Source organism: Streptomyces sp. NPDC090025, from assembly GCF_044748125.1.
Classification (GTDB): domain Bacteria; phylum Actinomycetota; class Actinomycetes; order Streptomycetales; family Streptomycetaceae; genus Streptomyces.
On sequence record NZ_JBIVFL010000001.1, the window covers coordinates 765,609 to 779,328 of the forward strand.

Below are 13,720 nucleotides of genomic sequence, written 5' to 3' on the forward strand. Positions count from 1 at the left end.
GGGGGGGCCGCGCCCCCGCCCCGCGCGGCGGCCCGGGGGGGGGGGGGGGGGGGCCCGCCGGGGGGCGGGGGGGGGGGGGGGGGGGCGGCGGGGGGGGGGGGGCGCCGCGGCGGCCCTCTCATGCGGCGTGATTCTCAGGCTGTGCGGCCGAGGTGGGTGACCAGGACGCGGATGACGTCCTCTTCGATGACGTAGAGGACGCGGTAGTCGTTGATGCGCAGGCGGCGAAGGCTCGGCGACCCGTAGGCGATCGATCCTGTGGGGCGCGGGTCGTTGGCGAGCTTGTCGATGGTGTCCAGGACGAGAGCCAGGCCGTCCGGATCGTCTTTGAGAAACCGTGCGGCGGAGTTGAGTGCGCCCGGTTCGAAGATGATCTCGTAGGTCACTGCTGGTCGAGCCCCAGTCGCCTGCGGACCTCGGCCATGGGAATACCCGGCTCCAACGTCCCCTCGGCCTTGCGTCGCTGGTAGTCGGCGATGGCCAGAGCGTCCTCCAGATCCTCTATCACCTGGGGCGAGACGAGGAGGGCGGCCACGTGGCCGTGGTCGGTGAGGGCGATGGTCTCGCGGCCGTGGGCGGCGCGGCGGACCAGGTCGCCGAGCTGGGAGCGAGCGGCACTGATGGCGATCTCAACCATGTGTCACATGCTGGCACGACATTCCACTTGTGAGCAACTCATGCGACTAGGTGCATGGAGTCTGCCCATGAAATGCAAAAGGGCCGCGCCCCGTCCGTACGGACAGGACACGGCCCTCTTCGAGCGACCAGGAGCGGTCAGTACGACGAACCCGAGGCGCCCAGCGAGCCCGTCGGGTGCCAGACCGTCTTGGTCTCCAGGAAGGCGGTCATCCGGTCCGTGCCCGGGGACTCGGCGAAGTCCTCGCCGCGGCGCGGGCGCAGCACCCGCTTGAGGTTCTCCGCCGCCGCGACCTCCAGCTCGCGGGCCAGGTCGGCGTCCGCGCCCGTGAGGTCGATGGCGTTGACGTCGAGGTGGGACGCGAGGTGCGGGCCCATCTCGGCGGCCTTGCCGGAGAGCAGGTTGACCACGCCGCCGGGCAGGTCGGAGGTGGCCAGCACCTCGCCCAGGGACAGCGCGGGCAGCGGGGCCTTCTCGGAGGCGATGACGACCGCCGTGTTGCCGGTCGCGATGACCGGGGCGATCACCGAGACCAGACCGAGGAAGGACGACTCCTGCGGGGCCACGACGGTGACCACACCGGTCGGCTCCGGCGTCGACAGGTTGAAGTACGGGCCCGCCACCGGGTTGGCGCCGCCGACCACCTGGGCGATCTTGTCGGTCCAGCCCGCGTACCAGACCCAGCGGTCGATCGCCGCGTCCACCTGGGCCGCGGCCTTCGACTTCGACAGGCCCTCGGCCTCGGCGACCTCGCGGACGAACTGCTCCCGGCGGCCCTCCAGCATCTCGGCCACGCGGTAGAGGATCTGGCCGCGGTTGTACGCGGTCGCGCCCGCCCAGCCGCCGAACGCCTTGCGCGCGGCCACGACCGCGTCACGGGCGTCCTTGCGGGACGACAGCGGCGCGTTGGCCAGCCAGTTGCCCTTGGAGTCCGTCACCTCGTACACCCGGCCGCTCTCGGAGCGGGGGAACTTGCCCCCGACGTACAGCTTGTAGGTCTTGAAGACGTTCAGACGGGTCGCGTCAGACATCGAGGTAGCCCTCCAGGCCGTGCCGGCCGCCCTCGCGGCCGAAGCCCGACTCCTTGTAGCCGCCGAACGGCGACGTCGGGTCGAACTTGTTGAACGTGTTGGCCCAGACGACACCGGCCCGGAGCTTGTTGGCGACCGCGAGGATGCGGGAGCCCTTCTCCGTCCAGATGCCCGCCGACAGGCCGTACTGGGTGTTGTTGGCCTTGGCGACGGCCTCGTCGGGGGTGCGGAACGTCAGCACCGAGAGCACCGGGCCGAAGATCTCGTCACGGGCGACGGTGTGCGCCTGGGTGACGTGCGTGAACACCGTCGGGGCGAACCAGTAGCCCGAGGTGGGGATCTCGCACGCCGCCGACCAGCGCTCGGCGCCCTCCGCCTCGCCCTGCTCGACCAGCTTGGTGATCCGGGCCAGCTGCTCCTCGGAGTTGATGGCGCCGATGTCGGTGTTCTTGTCGAGCGGGTCGCCGAGGCGCAGCGTGCTCAGCCGGCGCTTGAGCGAGTCGAGCAGCTCGTCGTGGATCGACTCCTGGACCAGCAGGCGCGAGCCCGCGCAGCAGACCTGGCCCTGGTTGAAGTAGATGCCGTTGACGATGCCCTCGACGGCCTGGTCGATCGGCGCGTCGTCGAAGACGATGTTGGCGCCCTTGCCGCCCAGCTCCAGGGTGAGCTTCTTGTCCGTGCCCGCGACCGAGCGGGCGATGGAGCGGCCCACGGCGGTCGAGCCGGTGAAGGCGACCTTGTTCACGTCCGGGTGCTCGACGAGCGCGGCGCCCGCGTCCCCGTACCCGGGGAGGATGTTGACGACGCCCTTGGGCAGCCCGGCCTGGCGGCAGATGTCCGCGAAGAACAGCGCCGACAGCGGGGTGGTCTCGGCGGGCTTGAGCACGACCGTGTTGCCGGTGGCGAGCGCCGGGGCGATCTTCCAGGCCAGCATCAGCAGCGGGAAGTTCCACGGGATGACCTGGCCGGCCACGCCCAGCGGGCGCGGGTTGGCCCCGAACCCTGCGTGGTCGAGCTTGTCGGCCCAGCCCGCGTAGTAGAAGAAGTGCGCGGCGACCAGCGGGAGGTCCGCGTCGCGGGTCTCCTTGATCGGCTTGCCGTTGTCCAGGGTCTCCAGGACGGCCAGCTCGCGGCTGCGCTCCTGGATGATCCGGGCGATCCGGAACAGGTACTTGGCGCGCTCGGCGCCGGGCAGCGCGGACCACTTCTCGAAGGCGCGGCGGGCGGCCTTCACGGCGCGGTCGACGTCCTCGGTGCCCGCCTGGGCGATCTCGGACAGGACCTCCTCGGAGGACGGCGAGACGGTCTTGAAGACCTTGCCGTCGGCCGCGTCGACGAACTCGCCGTCGATGAAGAGGCCGTAGGAGGGGGCGATGTCGACGACGGACCGGGACTCGGGAGCCGGTGCGTACTCGAAAACAGATGCCATGGTGATCAGTCCACCGTCACGTAGTCAGGACCGGAGTAGTGGCCGGTGGCCAGCTTCTGGCGCTGCATCAGCAGGTCGTTGAGCAGGCTGGAGGCACCGAAGCGGAACCAGTGGTTGTCCAGCCAGTCCGCACCGGCGGTCTCGTTGACCAGGACCAGGAACTTGATGGCTTCCTTGGTGTTGCGGATGCCGCCCGCGGGCTTCACACCGATCTGGACGCCGGTCTGGGCGCGGAAGTCGCGCACGGCCTCCAGCATGAGCAGGGTGTTGGCGGGGGTGGCGTTGACCGCGACCTTGCCGGTCGAGGTCTTGATGAAGTCGGCCCCGGCCAGCATGCCGAGCCAGGAGGCGCGGCGGATGTTGTCGTACGTGGACAGCTCGCCGGTCTCGAAGATCACCTTGAGCCGGGCCTTGTCGGCGCACTCGGCCTTGATGGCGGCGATCTGGTCGAAGACCTCCAGGTAGCGGCCGGCGAGGAAGGCGCCACGGTCGATGACCATGTCGATCTCGTCGGCGCCCGCGGCGATCGCGTCGGCCGTGTCGGCGAGCTTCACCGGCAGGGCGGCGCGCCCGGCCGGGAAGGCGGTGGCGACCGAGGCGACCTTGACGCCGGAGCCCTTCAGGGCGGCCTTGGCGGTGGCCACCATGTCGGGGTAGACGCAGACGGCGGCGGTCGTCGGGGTGCCGCGGTCGGTCGGATCGGGGTGGACGGCCTTGGCGGCGAGCGCCCGGACCTTGCCCGGGGTGTCCGCGCCTTCGAGCGTCGTCAGGTCGATCATCGAGATGGCCAGATCGATGGCGTACGCCTTGGCCGTCGTCTTGATCGAACGGGTACCGAGCGACGCGGCGCGCGCTTCCAGGCCCACGGCGTCGACGCCGGGCAGCCCGTGGAGGAAGCGGCGCAGCGTGCTCTCGGACGTGGTCACGTCGGAGAGGGGGGCACCTCCCGCGCCAGAGGCTGCGGGGGAGTGTGCTGCGGATGCAGTGGTGGGCATGGTCACCAGTCGAGCATATCTACGCGCGTAGCGGCCTGTACAGGGGGCTGCTCGTACGAGCGGGCGAAAGCGCAGGTGGGTGCGGGGGTGGCGGGGGTGGGGTGAGCTCGGTCACGGGGTCGGGGGCGGGGTCGGACGCGGGCACGGACGCGGGTACGGGGGCGGTCCGGCCGGAGCCGGGCCTTCCGGCCGTACGGGGCACGGCCCGGGCCCGGTCGTGGCCGGGGGACCCCTCCCGTACCGCCTCGCCCCGAGCGTCGTTCGAACACGCGCGCGTGCGACACCCCACCTCCTCGCGGTGTCCGCGCACCGGCTGAGGCAGAATCGGGCCATGACCACCCCGCAGCCGCCCTCCGCGCCGTCCGCCGAGCCCTACAAGGACCGTGTGTTCCGTTCGACGATGGGCATCGCGGGCGGGGTCTTCCTGGTCGCGCTCGCCGGGGTGCTCGGCGGGGACTCGATCGTGCGCGGCGACGGCCGGGTGCCGTGGCTGGCGCTCGCCGGGCTGCTCCTGGTGCTGCCGCTGATCGTCGCGTTCACGCTGCGGCCCGCCGTGTTCGCCGGGGCCGAGCGGCTGCGGATCCGCAACCCGTTCCGTACCGTCTCGCTGCCCTGGGCCGCCGTCGCGGACGTCCGGGCCGGTTACTCCAGTGAGGTGCTGACCCAGGACGGCCGCACCTTCCAGCTCTGGGCCGTCCCGGTCTCGCTGCGGCAGCGCAAGCGGGCCGCCCGGGCCGCCGCGCGGGCCTCGCAGGACGATCCGCACCGGCGCACCTCGGTGACCGCCGACGTGCGGGACACCGCCGCCCGGGTCGCGCCGTCCGACCAGGTGGTGGCCGATCTGCGCGGGGAGGCAGAGCGGCTCGGTTCGCGGCCCGAGGCGCAGGGCGAGCCGCAGGTCCGCTGGGCGTACGAGGTGATCGCCCCGGCCGTCGCGGGCCTGGTCCTGCTGGTGATCCTGGCCGTCACCGGCTGAGCCCGCCGGGCGGTGCCCGCACGGGTGGCCGCCCGGCCGGTCGTGCGCCCCCGGCGCACGGTCTTCACACCTTCCCGCGCCCCGGCGCACCCGTGTTCAGCCCGCTGAACCGGTTCAGTCGTTCTGCCCCTAAACCGACGGTCCGGACGGTTTGGTCCCCCAGCCTGCAGGTATCCGAGGGGCAACGTCCCGATGAAGCGTTGCGCGGGCCGTTTGTTCAGCGTCCAACAAACAGGTCCGTCTCAATAGATTGCCCCTGCCGAGACTGTGGGGGTGGGGGCAATGGGCAGAGGTGCCGGTCCGTCCGGTATGAGATGTCTGGTCGACGCGGGGCCCGACGGGCTGTGGTCGTGGCGGCTCGTGTCACCGAACGGGCGCGTCGTGGCGCGCTCGGGCGGCGGCTACGAGGACCACGTCCGCTGCCGGGACGCGTTCGTCGACCTGTGCGCGGAACACGCCGGGATGACCGGCGGCATCCAGCACACGGCCGACGGGAACGGCTGGGTGTGGTTACTCCGGGATCGCGAGGGCAGACCGGCCGCCGTCTCCGGACGCGCCTACGAGCGCTACTCGACCTGTCGTACGGCCTATGAGCGGTTCTTGCTCATGGTGGCCAAGGACGGCGTCGTCTGGCGCTCAACTTCCTTATTGTGAACGGAAGTTGCCCCGCGCACGCCCCTCGTTCACATTCCCGGGCCTCCCTGTCCACCGCGCGGGAATCACATCGTGGCGTGACGACAGAAACTCCTGAAGCGCCGGCGCTCGGCGCCCCGAGACGGCTGCACGCCGACCGCGGACTGCCGGACCGGATCTTCCGGGCCGTCGCCCGCTCCGGCGGCGGACTCGTGCTCGCCGTGATGCTGCTCGTCGGCGGATTCCTGCTGATGCGGGCCTGGCAGGCGCTGGACAGGGCCGGCTGGTCCTTCCTGCGCACCGAGACCTGGGAGCCGGACGCCGGGAACTTCGGCATCGCCGCGGTGCTCGTCGGCACCGTGCTCATCGCCCTCGTGGCGATCAGCGTGGCGGTGCCGCTGGCCACCGGCGCCGCCCTGTTCATCTCCGAGTACGCGAGTCCCCGGCTGCGCAAGACCCTGATCTCGACCGTCGACCTGATGGCCGCCGTGCCGTCCGTGGTCTACGGCCTGTGGGGGGTGTTCTGGCTGGAGGAATCGATCCTGCCGATCGCCCGGTGGATCGCCACCTGGTTCGGCTGGATCCCGTTCTTCCGGGTGGACGGCGCGGACCCGGACGACCCGCTGGCGCCGCCCACCGTCTACACCTCGTCGACCTTCGTCGCCGGGCTCGTCGTCGCCATGATGGTCGCGCCGATCATCTGCTCGATCATGCGCGAGGTCTTCTCACAGGCCCCGGCCGGTGAGCGGGAGGGCGCGTACGCGCTCGGCGCCACCCGCTGGGGCATGATCCGCTCCGTCGTGCTGCCGTTCGGCAAGGGCGGCATGATCGGCGGCACCATGCTCGGCCTCGGCCGCGCGCTCGGCGAGACCATCGCCGTCTACATGGTCATCTCGCAGGTGTTCACCATCCAGTGGCACGTGCTGCAGACCGGCACCAGCTCGGTCTCCTCCCTGATCGCCCTCCGGTACGGCGAGGCCACCCCCTTCGGCATGTCCGCCCTGATGGCTGCCGGCTTCGCCCTCTTCGTCATGACCCTGATCGTCAACTTCGCCGCCTCGTCCATCGTCGCCCGCAGCCGCTCCGGCGCCTCCAGCGACGCCTAGGGCCTGTCCGACAGACAGGCCCTAGTACGCGCACTCGTACGGCCCTTCGTACGTGCCCTGAAGGGGGACCCGAACCCGATGACCCTCGCCCCGGAGCGACCGGTCCGCCCCAAGACCGCCACGCCGCCACCCGCGGGACGTCCCGCCGCCGCGGAGCGCCGGCGATCCACCGGCGGGCTGCGCGCCACCGACGTGTACGCCGTCCTCGGTGCCGCCGCCGCGGCCGTCGCCCTCACCTGGCTGCTGTTCGACCGGCTGCTGCCGTTCAGCGGGGCCGTCGGCTTCGTGCTCGTCGCGTACGCGCTGTTCCTCGGCCTGTACGCGCTCGTCGTCTCGCTCGACGAGGACGGCCCCGCCGTCCGCGACCGGCTCGCGGGCGTCGTCGTCCGCACCCTCGGGGCCGCGCTCGTCGCGGTGCTCGTGTTCGTGGTGGCCTTCACCCTCTGGGAGGGCCGCAAGGCCCTGGTCCACCTCAACTTCTTCACCGAGGACATGAGCCTGGCGGGCCCGCTCGAACCGCTCGACGTCGGCGGTGTGCTGCACGCGGTGGTCGGCACCCTGGAGCAGATCTCCATCGCCCTGGTGCTCACCGTGCCCGCCGGAGTGCTCTGCGCCGTCTTCCTCAACGAGGTCCCCGGCGCCTTCGCCCGGCTCGTGCGCACCATCGTGGAGGCGATGACCGCGCTGCCGTCGATCGTCGCCGGTCTGTTCATCTACGCCACCGCGATCCTCGCCCTCGGCATGGAACGCTCCGGCCTCGCCGCGTCGTTCGCGCTCTCGGTGATGATGCTCCCGATCATCATCCGGGCCTCCGACGTGGTGATCCGGCTGGTGCCCGGCACGCTGCGGGAAGCCTCGTACGCGATGGGCGCCTCGCGCTGGCGGACCGTGCGGCACGTGGTGCTGCCCACCGCCCGCTCCGGTCTGACCACCGCCGTCATCCTCGGCACCGCGCGGGGTGTGGGGGAGACCTCGCCGGTGCTGCTCACCGCCGGGTTCACCGCCGAACTGAACGCGCTGCCGAACTCCGGCGCCCAGGTGTCCCTGCCGCTCGCCACCTTCGAGCTGGTCAAGTCCCCCGAACCGAACATGATCGCGCGCGGGTTCGGCACCGCCGCCGTGCTGATGCTGCTCGTCCTGCTGCTCTTCGTGATCGCCCGCGTCATCGGCGGCCGCGGTCCCGGGCAGTTGACGAGTCGTCAGCAGCGGCGCCGGGTGCAGGCGTCCCGGCGCGACGCCGAGCGGATCGCGTCCGGCTCGTCGAACCCCGGCCGCCCGGCGCCCGCCTCGACCGACATATCACCTAGGAGCACGTCGTGAGACCCGCGACCCTCACCCGAATCGCCCTGGCGCTCGCGGCCGCTCTGTGCGCGCTGCTCGCCGTGCGGCCGCCCGCGGCGGTCGCCGACGGGTACACCAAGATCACTGGTTCCGGCTCCACCTGGAGCTCCAACGCGGTCGAGCAGTGGCGCCGCAACATCGGCGCCAACATCGGACTCACCGTCAACTTCAACGCCAACGGCTCCTCGCAGGGCCGCGAGCAGTTCAAGAACGGCACGGTCGACTTCGCGGTCTCCGAGATCCCGTACGGCCTCAAGGACGGCAACGCCACCGACGTGCCGCCGGGCCGCGGCTACGCGTACATGCCGATCGTCGCGGGCGGCACCGCCTTCATGTACAACATCAAGATCGGCGGCCGGCAGGTCACCAACCTGCGGCTCTCCGGGCCGGTCCTGGCGAAGATCTTCACCGGCCAGCTGACCATGTGGAACGCGCCCGAGATCAAGGCCGACAACCCCGGCCTCACGCTGCCCGCCCGCCGGATCGTGCCGGTGGTCCGCTCCGACGGCTCGGGCACCTCCGCCCAGTTCACCACCTGGCTGAGCAAGGAACACCCGAGCGTCTGGAACGACTACTGCCGCCGCGCCGGACGGCAGACCCCGTGCGGCATGACCTCGTACTTCCCGGTGGTGCCCGGCTCCACCATGGTCGCCAAGTCCGGCTCGCTCGGCGTCTCCGCGCACGTCCGCCAGCCGCAGGGCGAGGGCGCCATCACCTACGTCGAGTACTCGTACGCGATCAACGCGCACTTCCCGGTCGTCAAGGTCCTCAACGCCAGCAAGTACTACGTGGAGCCGACCGCGCCCAGCGTGGCCGTCGCGCTGCTCAAGGCCCGGATCAACACGGACCGTTCGTCGACGAACTACCTCACCCAGATCCTCGACGACGTCTACCGCTCGCCCGACCCGCGCGCCTACCCGCTGTCCAGCTACAGCTACATGGTGGTGCCGACCACCGAGACCGCCCCGCACACCAAGGACAAGGGCCGCTCGCTCGGCACCTTCGCCCAGTACTTCCTGTGCGAGGGCCAGCAGCAGGCCGAGGAGCTCGGCTACTCGCCGCTGCCGAAGAACCTGGTCCAGGCGGGCTTCGACCAGATCCGCCGGATCCCCGGCGCGCCGAGCGGCGCCGTCGACCTGACCAAGTGCAACAACCCGACCTTCTCCAAGGACGGCACCAACACCCTGGCGAAGAACGCCCCGCAGCCGCGCACCTGCGACAAGCAGGGCACCTCCCAGTGCGCCGACGGCACCGGCGGCGCCCGTAACGTCACCACCCCGGTCCACAACGGCTCCGGCGGCGCCGGCACGGGCGGCTCCACCGGCTCCAACGGCGGCACCACGGGCGGCGCGAACGGCGGAGCCACCGGCGGCACCGCCAACGGCGGTACGACCGGCGGAGCCACCGGCGGCACGGCCGACGGCGGTGCCACCGGCGGTACGGCCGGGGCGACCGGCGGCGCGGCGGCCGGCGGGACCACCGCCGGGTCCGGCGGCACCGTCGACCCCGACACCGGCGAGGTGACCGGCGCCGACGCGGGCGCGGGCAACGGCGGCGACTCCTCCGTGGTCGCCAACCCGGTGACCCTGGCCGCCGACGCGGGCAGCGGGCTCCGCTCGGTCCTGATGGCGCTGTCCGCCGTACTGCTGCTCGGCCTGGTCGTCGGCCCGCCGCTGGTCGGCCGCGCCCTCGCCGCCCGCGACCGCAGGACCGGCCGCGGCGACAACGGCCGCGGGGGTGACGGCATATGAGCACCCTGACCACGCCCCGGGCGCGGCTGCGGGTACGGGCCGGGGCGGGCGCACTGCTCGCCGCGGTCGTCCTCGCGCTGCTGCCGCTGCCCGGCACCGAGGGCGACCGCGCCGAGGCGGCGGCGCCCGCGCCCGAGCGGAGCTCCGCCGTCACCAAGAACGGCACCAAGGGCCCGTACGACGACTTCTCCCGGCTCAAGGTGACCGTCCACCAGACCCGTGACCTGCGCTCCCAGGGCGTCCGGGTCACCTGGACCGACGGCGCGCCCACCGAGCTGCGGAACAACAACTACCTGCAGATCTTCCAGTGCTGGGGCGACGACCCGGCCGGGCCCGCCCGGGAGCAGTGCCAGTACGGGGCGGCCGCCACCGGCTCCGACTTCGGCGCCTATGTCGACCGGCGGCTGATCCCGGTCGGCTCCGACCCGCTGGAGAAGCAGTACGACAAGAAGATCCCCGACCCGCAGGTGCCGGGCCTGGAACTCGACCCGTTCGTGCCGTTCAAGCCGGTCAAGGGCCCGCAGACCCGCTCGCTCACCGACTGGACCTACTTCGGTCCCGGCGACACCAACGAGCAGTTCTTCGCCAACACCCAGCCGGACGGCACCGGTCAGGCGGTGGTCAGCCTGCAGACCACCCGGGAGGCCCCGCACCTGGGCTGCGGCGACCCGCTCACCGGCCCCGGCGGCACCGTCCGCGGCCGGTCCTGCTGGCTCGTCGTCGTGCCGCGCGGCGTCCACGACCCGGACGGCACCACCGGCAACTCCTACCGGCCGGTGAGCTCCGCGCTGTCCGCCACCAACTGGGCCCAGCGGATCGTCTTCCCGCTGGACTTCCTGCCGGTCCGCGACGCCTGCGCGACCGACAAGTCCGAGCGCCGGATGACCGGTTCGGAGCTGGTCACCGACGCCGTCACCTCCTGGCAGGCGGCGCTGTGCGCGGGCGGCAGCAGCCGCTTCACCTTCACCCAGCGCGGTGAGGACCTGGCCCGCCGGGCCATCGAGCAGCCCACCTCCACCTCGCCCGGACTCGCCTTCACGGTGAAGCCGGTCGAGGGCGTGCAGACCGCCGTGCACGCCCCGGTCGCGGTCAGCGGGCTCACCGTCGGCTTCTTCTGGGAGGCCGACCGGATCGGCCGGGTCGGCGATCTGAAGCTCAGCCCCCGGCTGCTCGCCAAGATGCTCACGTACTCCTATCCGTACGACATCCGGCAGCTCACCTTCAACCGGCCCGCGCCGGACCATGTGAAGGCGAATCCGCTGTCGATCGTCAAGGACCCGGAATTCCTTCAGCTGAATCCGGAATTCGCCCGGAATCCGCAGGCCCCGCAGATCTACCCGGGCGGAATCCTTTTCTCCGCCGAGCGTTCCGACGTCAACGGGATCGTCTGGAAATACCTGCGCTCCGACAAGGACGCCCGGGCCTTCCTGGAGGGCAAGGCCGATCCCTGGGGCATGAAGATCAACCCGTACTACGAGGACCTGAACCTCGCGAAGGAAGGCCCGGACGAGTTCCCGAAGGCCGACCCGACCGAGACCGAGGTCAACCTGGCCGAGAAGAAGATGAACTACTCGGTCACCGACCGGTCCCCGTACGCGCTCGACATGCACGACGCCGCGCAGCTCGTCCGGCGCGGCAGCAACGGCGGCAAGTTCAACCCGGCCGACGACCCGACCAGCGACACCGGCATCAAGCTCGTCGCCCAGGACGTCATCCCCGGCAGCCGGGCCGCCTACGGCATCACCGACAACGGCTCCGCCCAGCGCTACCAGCTGGAGACGGCCGCCCTGCCGAACGCCGCCGGCGAGTACGTGAAGCCGACCACCGCCACCCTGCTCGACGCGGTCGGCGACTTCCGCGAAGGACCGGTGCGCGGCGTCCTCGACTCCGACCCCTCCCGGGTCGGCCGGGGCGGCTACCCGCTCACCGTCGTCACCTACGCCGCCGCCTCCACCGACCTGGCCGCCGCCGACCGCAAGGAGTACGCGCGCGTGCTGCGGTACGCGGGCGGCGCGGGCCAGCGCCAGGGCACCGCGCCCGGCGAGCTGCCGTACGGCTACGCGCCGCTGCCGCAGAAGCTGCGGCTCCAGGCGGTCGCCGCCGCCTCCCGGCTCGAGCAGGGCACGCCCGCGAGCACCACGGGCGGCACCGCGACCGGCGGATCGGGCACGAGCGGCGCGTCCGGCGGCTCCGGTGGCACCGACGGCGGCGCGGGCGGCTCCGCGTCCGGCGGGTCCGGCTCCATCGGCGGCGCCACGGGCGGCACCGGCGGTACGACCGGCGGCGCCGCCGGGGCGACCACCGGCGGACCGACCGGCGGAGGGACCGCCTCCGGCGGCTCCGCGGGCCCCGACAAGGGCCTCGCGGGCACCGGGATCACCTCGTCCGAGGCCCTCGGGGTGATCCGCTGGGTGCTGCTCACGGTCCTGGTGGTCGGCGGTGGCGCGGCCATCGCGGGCCCGGTCCTGCTGCGGCTCTCGGTGCTCAGGCCACGCGGCTGAGCGGTGCGGGCCGGTGCCTGTCGGCGCCGGCCCAGGGGGTTCCCGGGCGCCCGCCGCCCGGGAATCCCGCATTCCGTTCGGTGGATTCTCTCGGATTCACCTAGGCAAGCAGTTCTTAACCTGATGAGGGGCTGATGGTGGTGGTCCGCCGTACGGGTCGTGCGGAATTGTTCTGCCCGGCCGGTCGACGGGCCGGCCAAGGCAAAGAATGAAGAATCCGGATTTGCTTGCGCGTCCATTCCGTGTGCTCTGTCATCCGTTATTCGGAGGAGATCAGAAGTGAACGTCAAGTCCCGTGCCCGCATCGGTGCCGTCCTCTCCGTCGCCGCCCTCGGTGTCGGCGTCCTCGCCGCCCCCGCCCAGGCCGACCCCAACCCGGTCACCGAGTACCGCACCCTCGCGGGTGTCGGCTCCGACACGACCCAGGACGTCGTGAACGGCCTCGGTGACGTCGTCAAGAACGCCATCGGCCAGAAGATCATCGCCTCCTGGAACGCCACGGGCTCCGCGTCCATCAAGACCAAGCTCAACGGCTGCACCATCACCCGTCCGAACGGCTCCTCGGCCGGTATCGACGCCCTGCGCAACGCCGTTGACACCAACTCGGGCTGCCTCGACTTCGCGCGTTCCTCGCGTGGCCCGGTCGACTCCTCCACCCAGGACCTCACCTGGATCCCCTTCGCCAAGGACGCGGTGACCTTCGCCAAGCGTTCCGACAGCGCGCTGCCCTCGGACCTGACCACGGCGCAGCTCAAGGCGATCTACGAGTGCACCACCACCTCGCTCAACGGTGTGACGCTCACCCCGGTCCTGCCGCAGGCCAACTCCGGCACCCGCCAGTTCTTCCTCAGCTCCATCGGCGTCTCCGCGCCGGGCGCCTGTGTCACCCAGGGTGTCCAGGAGAACGACGGCACCGTCCTCGTCGGCGCCGGCGACATCGTCCCCTTCTCGGTCGCGCAGTACACCGCGCAGGAGAAGGGCGTCGTCACCGACCGCCGCGGCGCGGCCGTGCTCGGCTCGGTCAACTCGATCGCCCCGCGCAACGCCGACAAGTCGCTGAACACCGCCTTCCCCTTCACCCGTGACGTCTACAACGTCGTCCCGTCGGCGAAGCTCACCAACACCTCGATCTCCCAGTCCTTCGTGGGCTCCTCCTCGAAGGTCTGCGCCCAGACCACCGTCATCACCAACTACGGCTTCGGCACGCTCGGCACCGCCTGCGGCGCCACCACCCTCAAGGGCGAGCGCTGACCGTAGCTCCCCCGCACCACCCCGGCATCCCATAGCCGCACGCCGGCCGGGCACCCACCAGGTGCCCGG

12 protein-coding genes are annotated in these 13,720 nt (G+C 71.7%); 7 read left to right on the forward strand and 5 right to left on the reverse strand.

Annotation, left to right across the window (positions count from 1 at the left end; genetic code table 11):
- Positions 1-134 precede the first annotated feature (134 nt).
- The 5 genes from ACIPXM_RS03665 to deoC form a co-directional block, all read right to left on the reverse strand.
- Complete coding sequence (locus tag ACIPXM_RS03665; RefSeq protein ID WP_401651527.1) at positions 135-386, reverse strand: type II toxin-antitoxin system RelE/ParE family toxin; 252 nt, start codon at positions 384-386, stop codon at positions 135-137.
- A complete protein-coding gene (locus ACIPXM_RS03670; protein ID WP_401651529.1) occupies positions 383-637 on the reverse strand; it encodes a type II toxin-antitoxin system Phd/YefM family antitoxin in 255 nt (84 codons plus the stop codon). Before ACIPXM_RS03670 ends, ACIPXM_RS03665 begins: the two co-directional genes overlap by 4 nt.
- Positions 638-774: 137 nt before the next feature.
- A complete protein-coding gene (locus ACIPXM_RS03675; RefSeq protein WP_401651531.1) occupies positions 775-1,668 on the reverse strand; it encodes an aldehyde dehydrogenase family protein in 894 nt (297 codons plus the stop codon).
- Positions 1,661-3,097 (reverse strand): aldehyde dehydrogenase family protein, encoded by a 1,437-nt coding sequence (locus ACIPXM_RS03680; protein WP_401651533.1) that lies wholly within the window; start codon positions 3,095-3,097, stop codon positions 1,661-1,663. The genes ACIPXM_RS03675 and ACIPXM_RS03680 overlap by 8 nt, the downstream gene beginning before the upstream one ends.
- 5 nt (positions 3,098-3,102) lie before the next feature.
- Positions 3,103-4,092 (reverse strand): deoxyribose-phosphate aldolase, encoded by a 990-nt coding sequence (deoC, locus tag ACIPXM_RS03685; protein ID WP_401651535.1) that lies wholly within the window; start codon positions 4,090-4,092, stop codon positions 3,103-3,105.
- Between the two features lie 331 nt (positions 4,093-4,423).
- Between deoC and ACIPXM_RS03690 the strand changes: the two genes are divergently transcribed.
- The 7 genes from ACIPXM_RS03690 to ACIPXM_RS03720 all read left to right on the forward strand — a co-directional run bounded on the left by ACIPXM_RS03690 (position 4,424) and on the right by ACIPXM_RS03720 (position 13,651).
- Positions 4,424-5,068 (forward strand): PH domain-containing protein, encoded by a 645-nt coding sequence (locus ACIPXM_RS03690; RefSeq protein ID WP_401651536.1) that lies wholly within the window; start codon positions 4,424-4,426, stop codon positions 5,066-5,068.
- Positions 5,069-5,377: 309 nt separating this feature from the next.
- Entirely contained in the window at positions 5,378-5,722 is a 345-nt protein-coding gene (locus ACIPXM_RS03695) for a hypothetical protein (RefSeq protein WP_401651538.1), read from the forward strand.
- 77 nt (positions 5,723-5,799) lie between these two features.
- On the forward strand, positions 5,800-6,807 hold the full coding sequence (pstC, locus tag ACIPXM_RS03700) for a phosphate ABC transporter permease subunit PstC (RefSeq protein WP_401651540.1): 1,008 nt from the start codon (positions 5,800-5,802) through the stop codon (positions 6,805-6,807).
- A gap of 78 nt (positions 6,808-6,885) precedes the next feature.
- Positions 6,886-8,127 (forward strand): phosphate ABC transporter permease PstA, encoded by a 1,242-nt coding sequence (pstA, locus tag ACIPXM_RS03705; protein WP_401651542.1) that lies wholly within the window; start codon positions 6,886-6,888, stop codon positions 8,125-8,127.
- A complete protein-coding gene (gene pstS, locus ACIPXM_RS03710; RefSeq protein ID WP_401651544.1) occupies positions 8,124-9,899 on the forward strand; it encodes a phosphate ABC transporter substrate-binding protein PstS in 1,776 nt (591 codons plus the stop codon). Before pstA ends, pstS begins: the two co-directional genes overlap by 4 nt.
- Entirely contained in the window at positions 9,896-12,400 is a 2,505-nt protein-coding gene (locus tag ACIPXM_RS03715) for a hypothetical protein (RefSeq protein ID WP_401651546.1), read from the forward strand. Before pstS ends, ACIPXM_RS03715 begins: the two co-directional genes overlap by 4 nt.
- Before the next feature lie 279 nt (positions 12,401-12,679).
- Positions 12,680-13,651, forward strand: a complete 972-nt coding sequence (locus tag ACIPXM_RS03720; protein ID WP_401651548.1) for a substrate-binding domain-containing protein — start codon at positions 12,680-12,682, stop codon at positions 13,649-13,651.
- The last annotated feature ends 69 nt before the right edge of the window (positions 13,652-13,720 follow it).

What these genes read in the sequence shown, in the direction of transcription:
- ACIPXM_RS03670 (WP_401651529.1), bottom strand. Translation starts at nt 637, where the DNA reads ATGGTTGAGATCGCCATCAGTGCCGCTCGCTCCCAGCTCGGCGACCTG.
- ACIPXM_RS03675 (WP_401651531.1), bottom strand. Translation starts at nt 1,668, where the DNA reads ATGTCTGACGCGACCCGTCTGAACGTCTTCAAGACCTACAAGCTGTAC.
- ACIPXM_RS03680 (WP_401651533.1), bottom strand. Translation starts at nt 3,097, where the DNA reads ATGGCATCTGTTTTCGAGTACGCACCGGCTCCCGAGTCCCGGTCCGTC.
- deoC (WP_401651535.1), bottom strand. Translation starts at nt 4,092, where the DNA reads ATGCCCACCACTGCATCCGCAGCACACTCCCCCGCAGCCTCTGGCGCG.
- ACIPXM_RS03690 (WP_401651536.1), top strand. Translation starts at nt 4,424, where the DNA reads ATGACCACCCCGCAGCCGCCCTCCGCGCCGTCCGCCGAGCCCTACAAG.
- ACIPXM_RS03695 (WP_401651538.1), top strand. Translation starts at nt 5,378, where the DNA reads ATGAGATGTCTGGTCGACGCGGGGCCCGACGGGCTGTGGTCGTGGCGG.
- pstA (WP_401651542.1), top strand. Translation starts at nt 6,886, where the DNA reads ATGACCCTCGCCCCGGAGCGACCGGTCCGCCCCAAGACCGCCACGCCG.
- ACIPXM_RS03715 (WP_401651546.1), top strand. Translation starts at nt 9,896, where the DNA reads ATGAGCACCCTGACCACGCCCCGGGCGCGGCTGCGGGTACGGGCCGGG.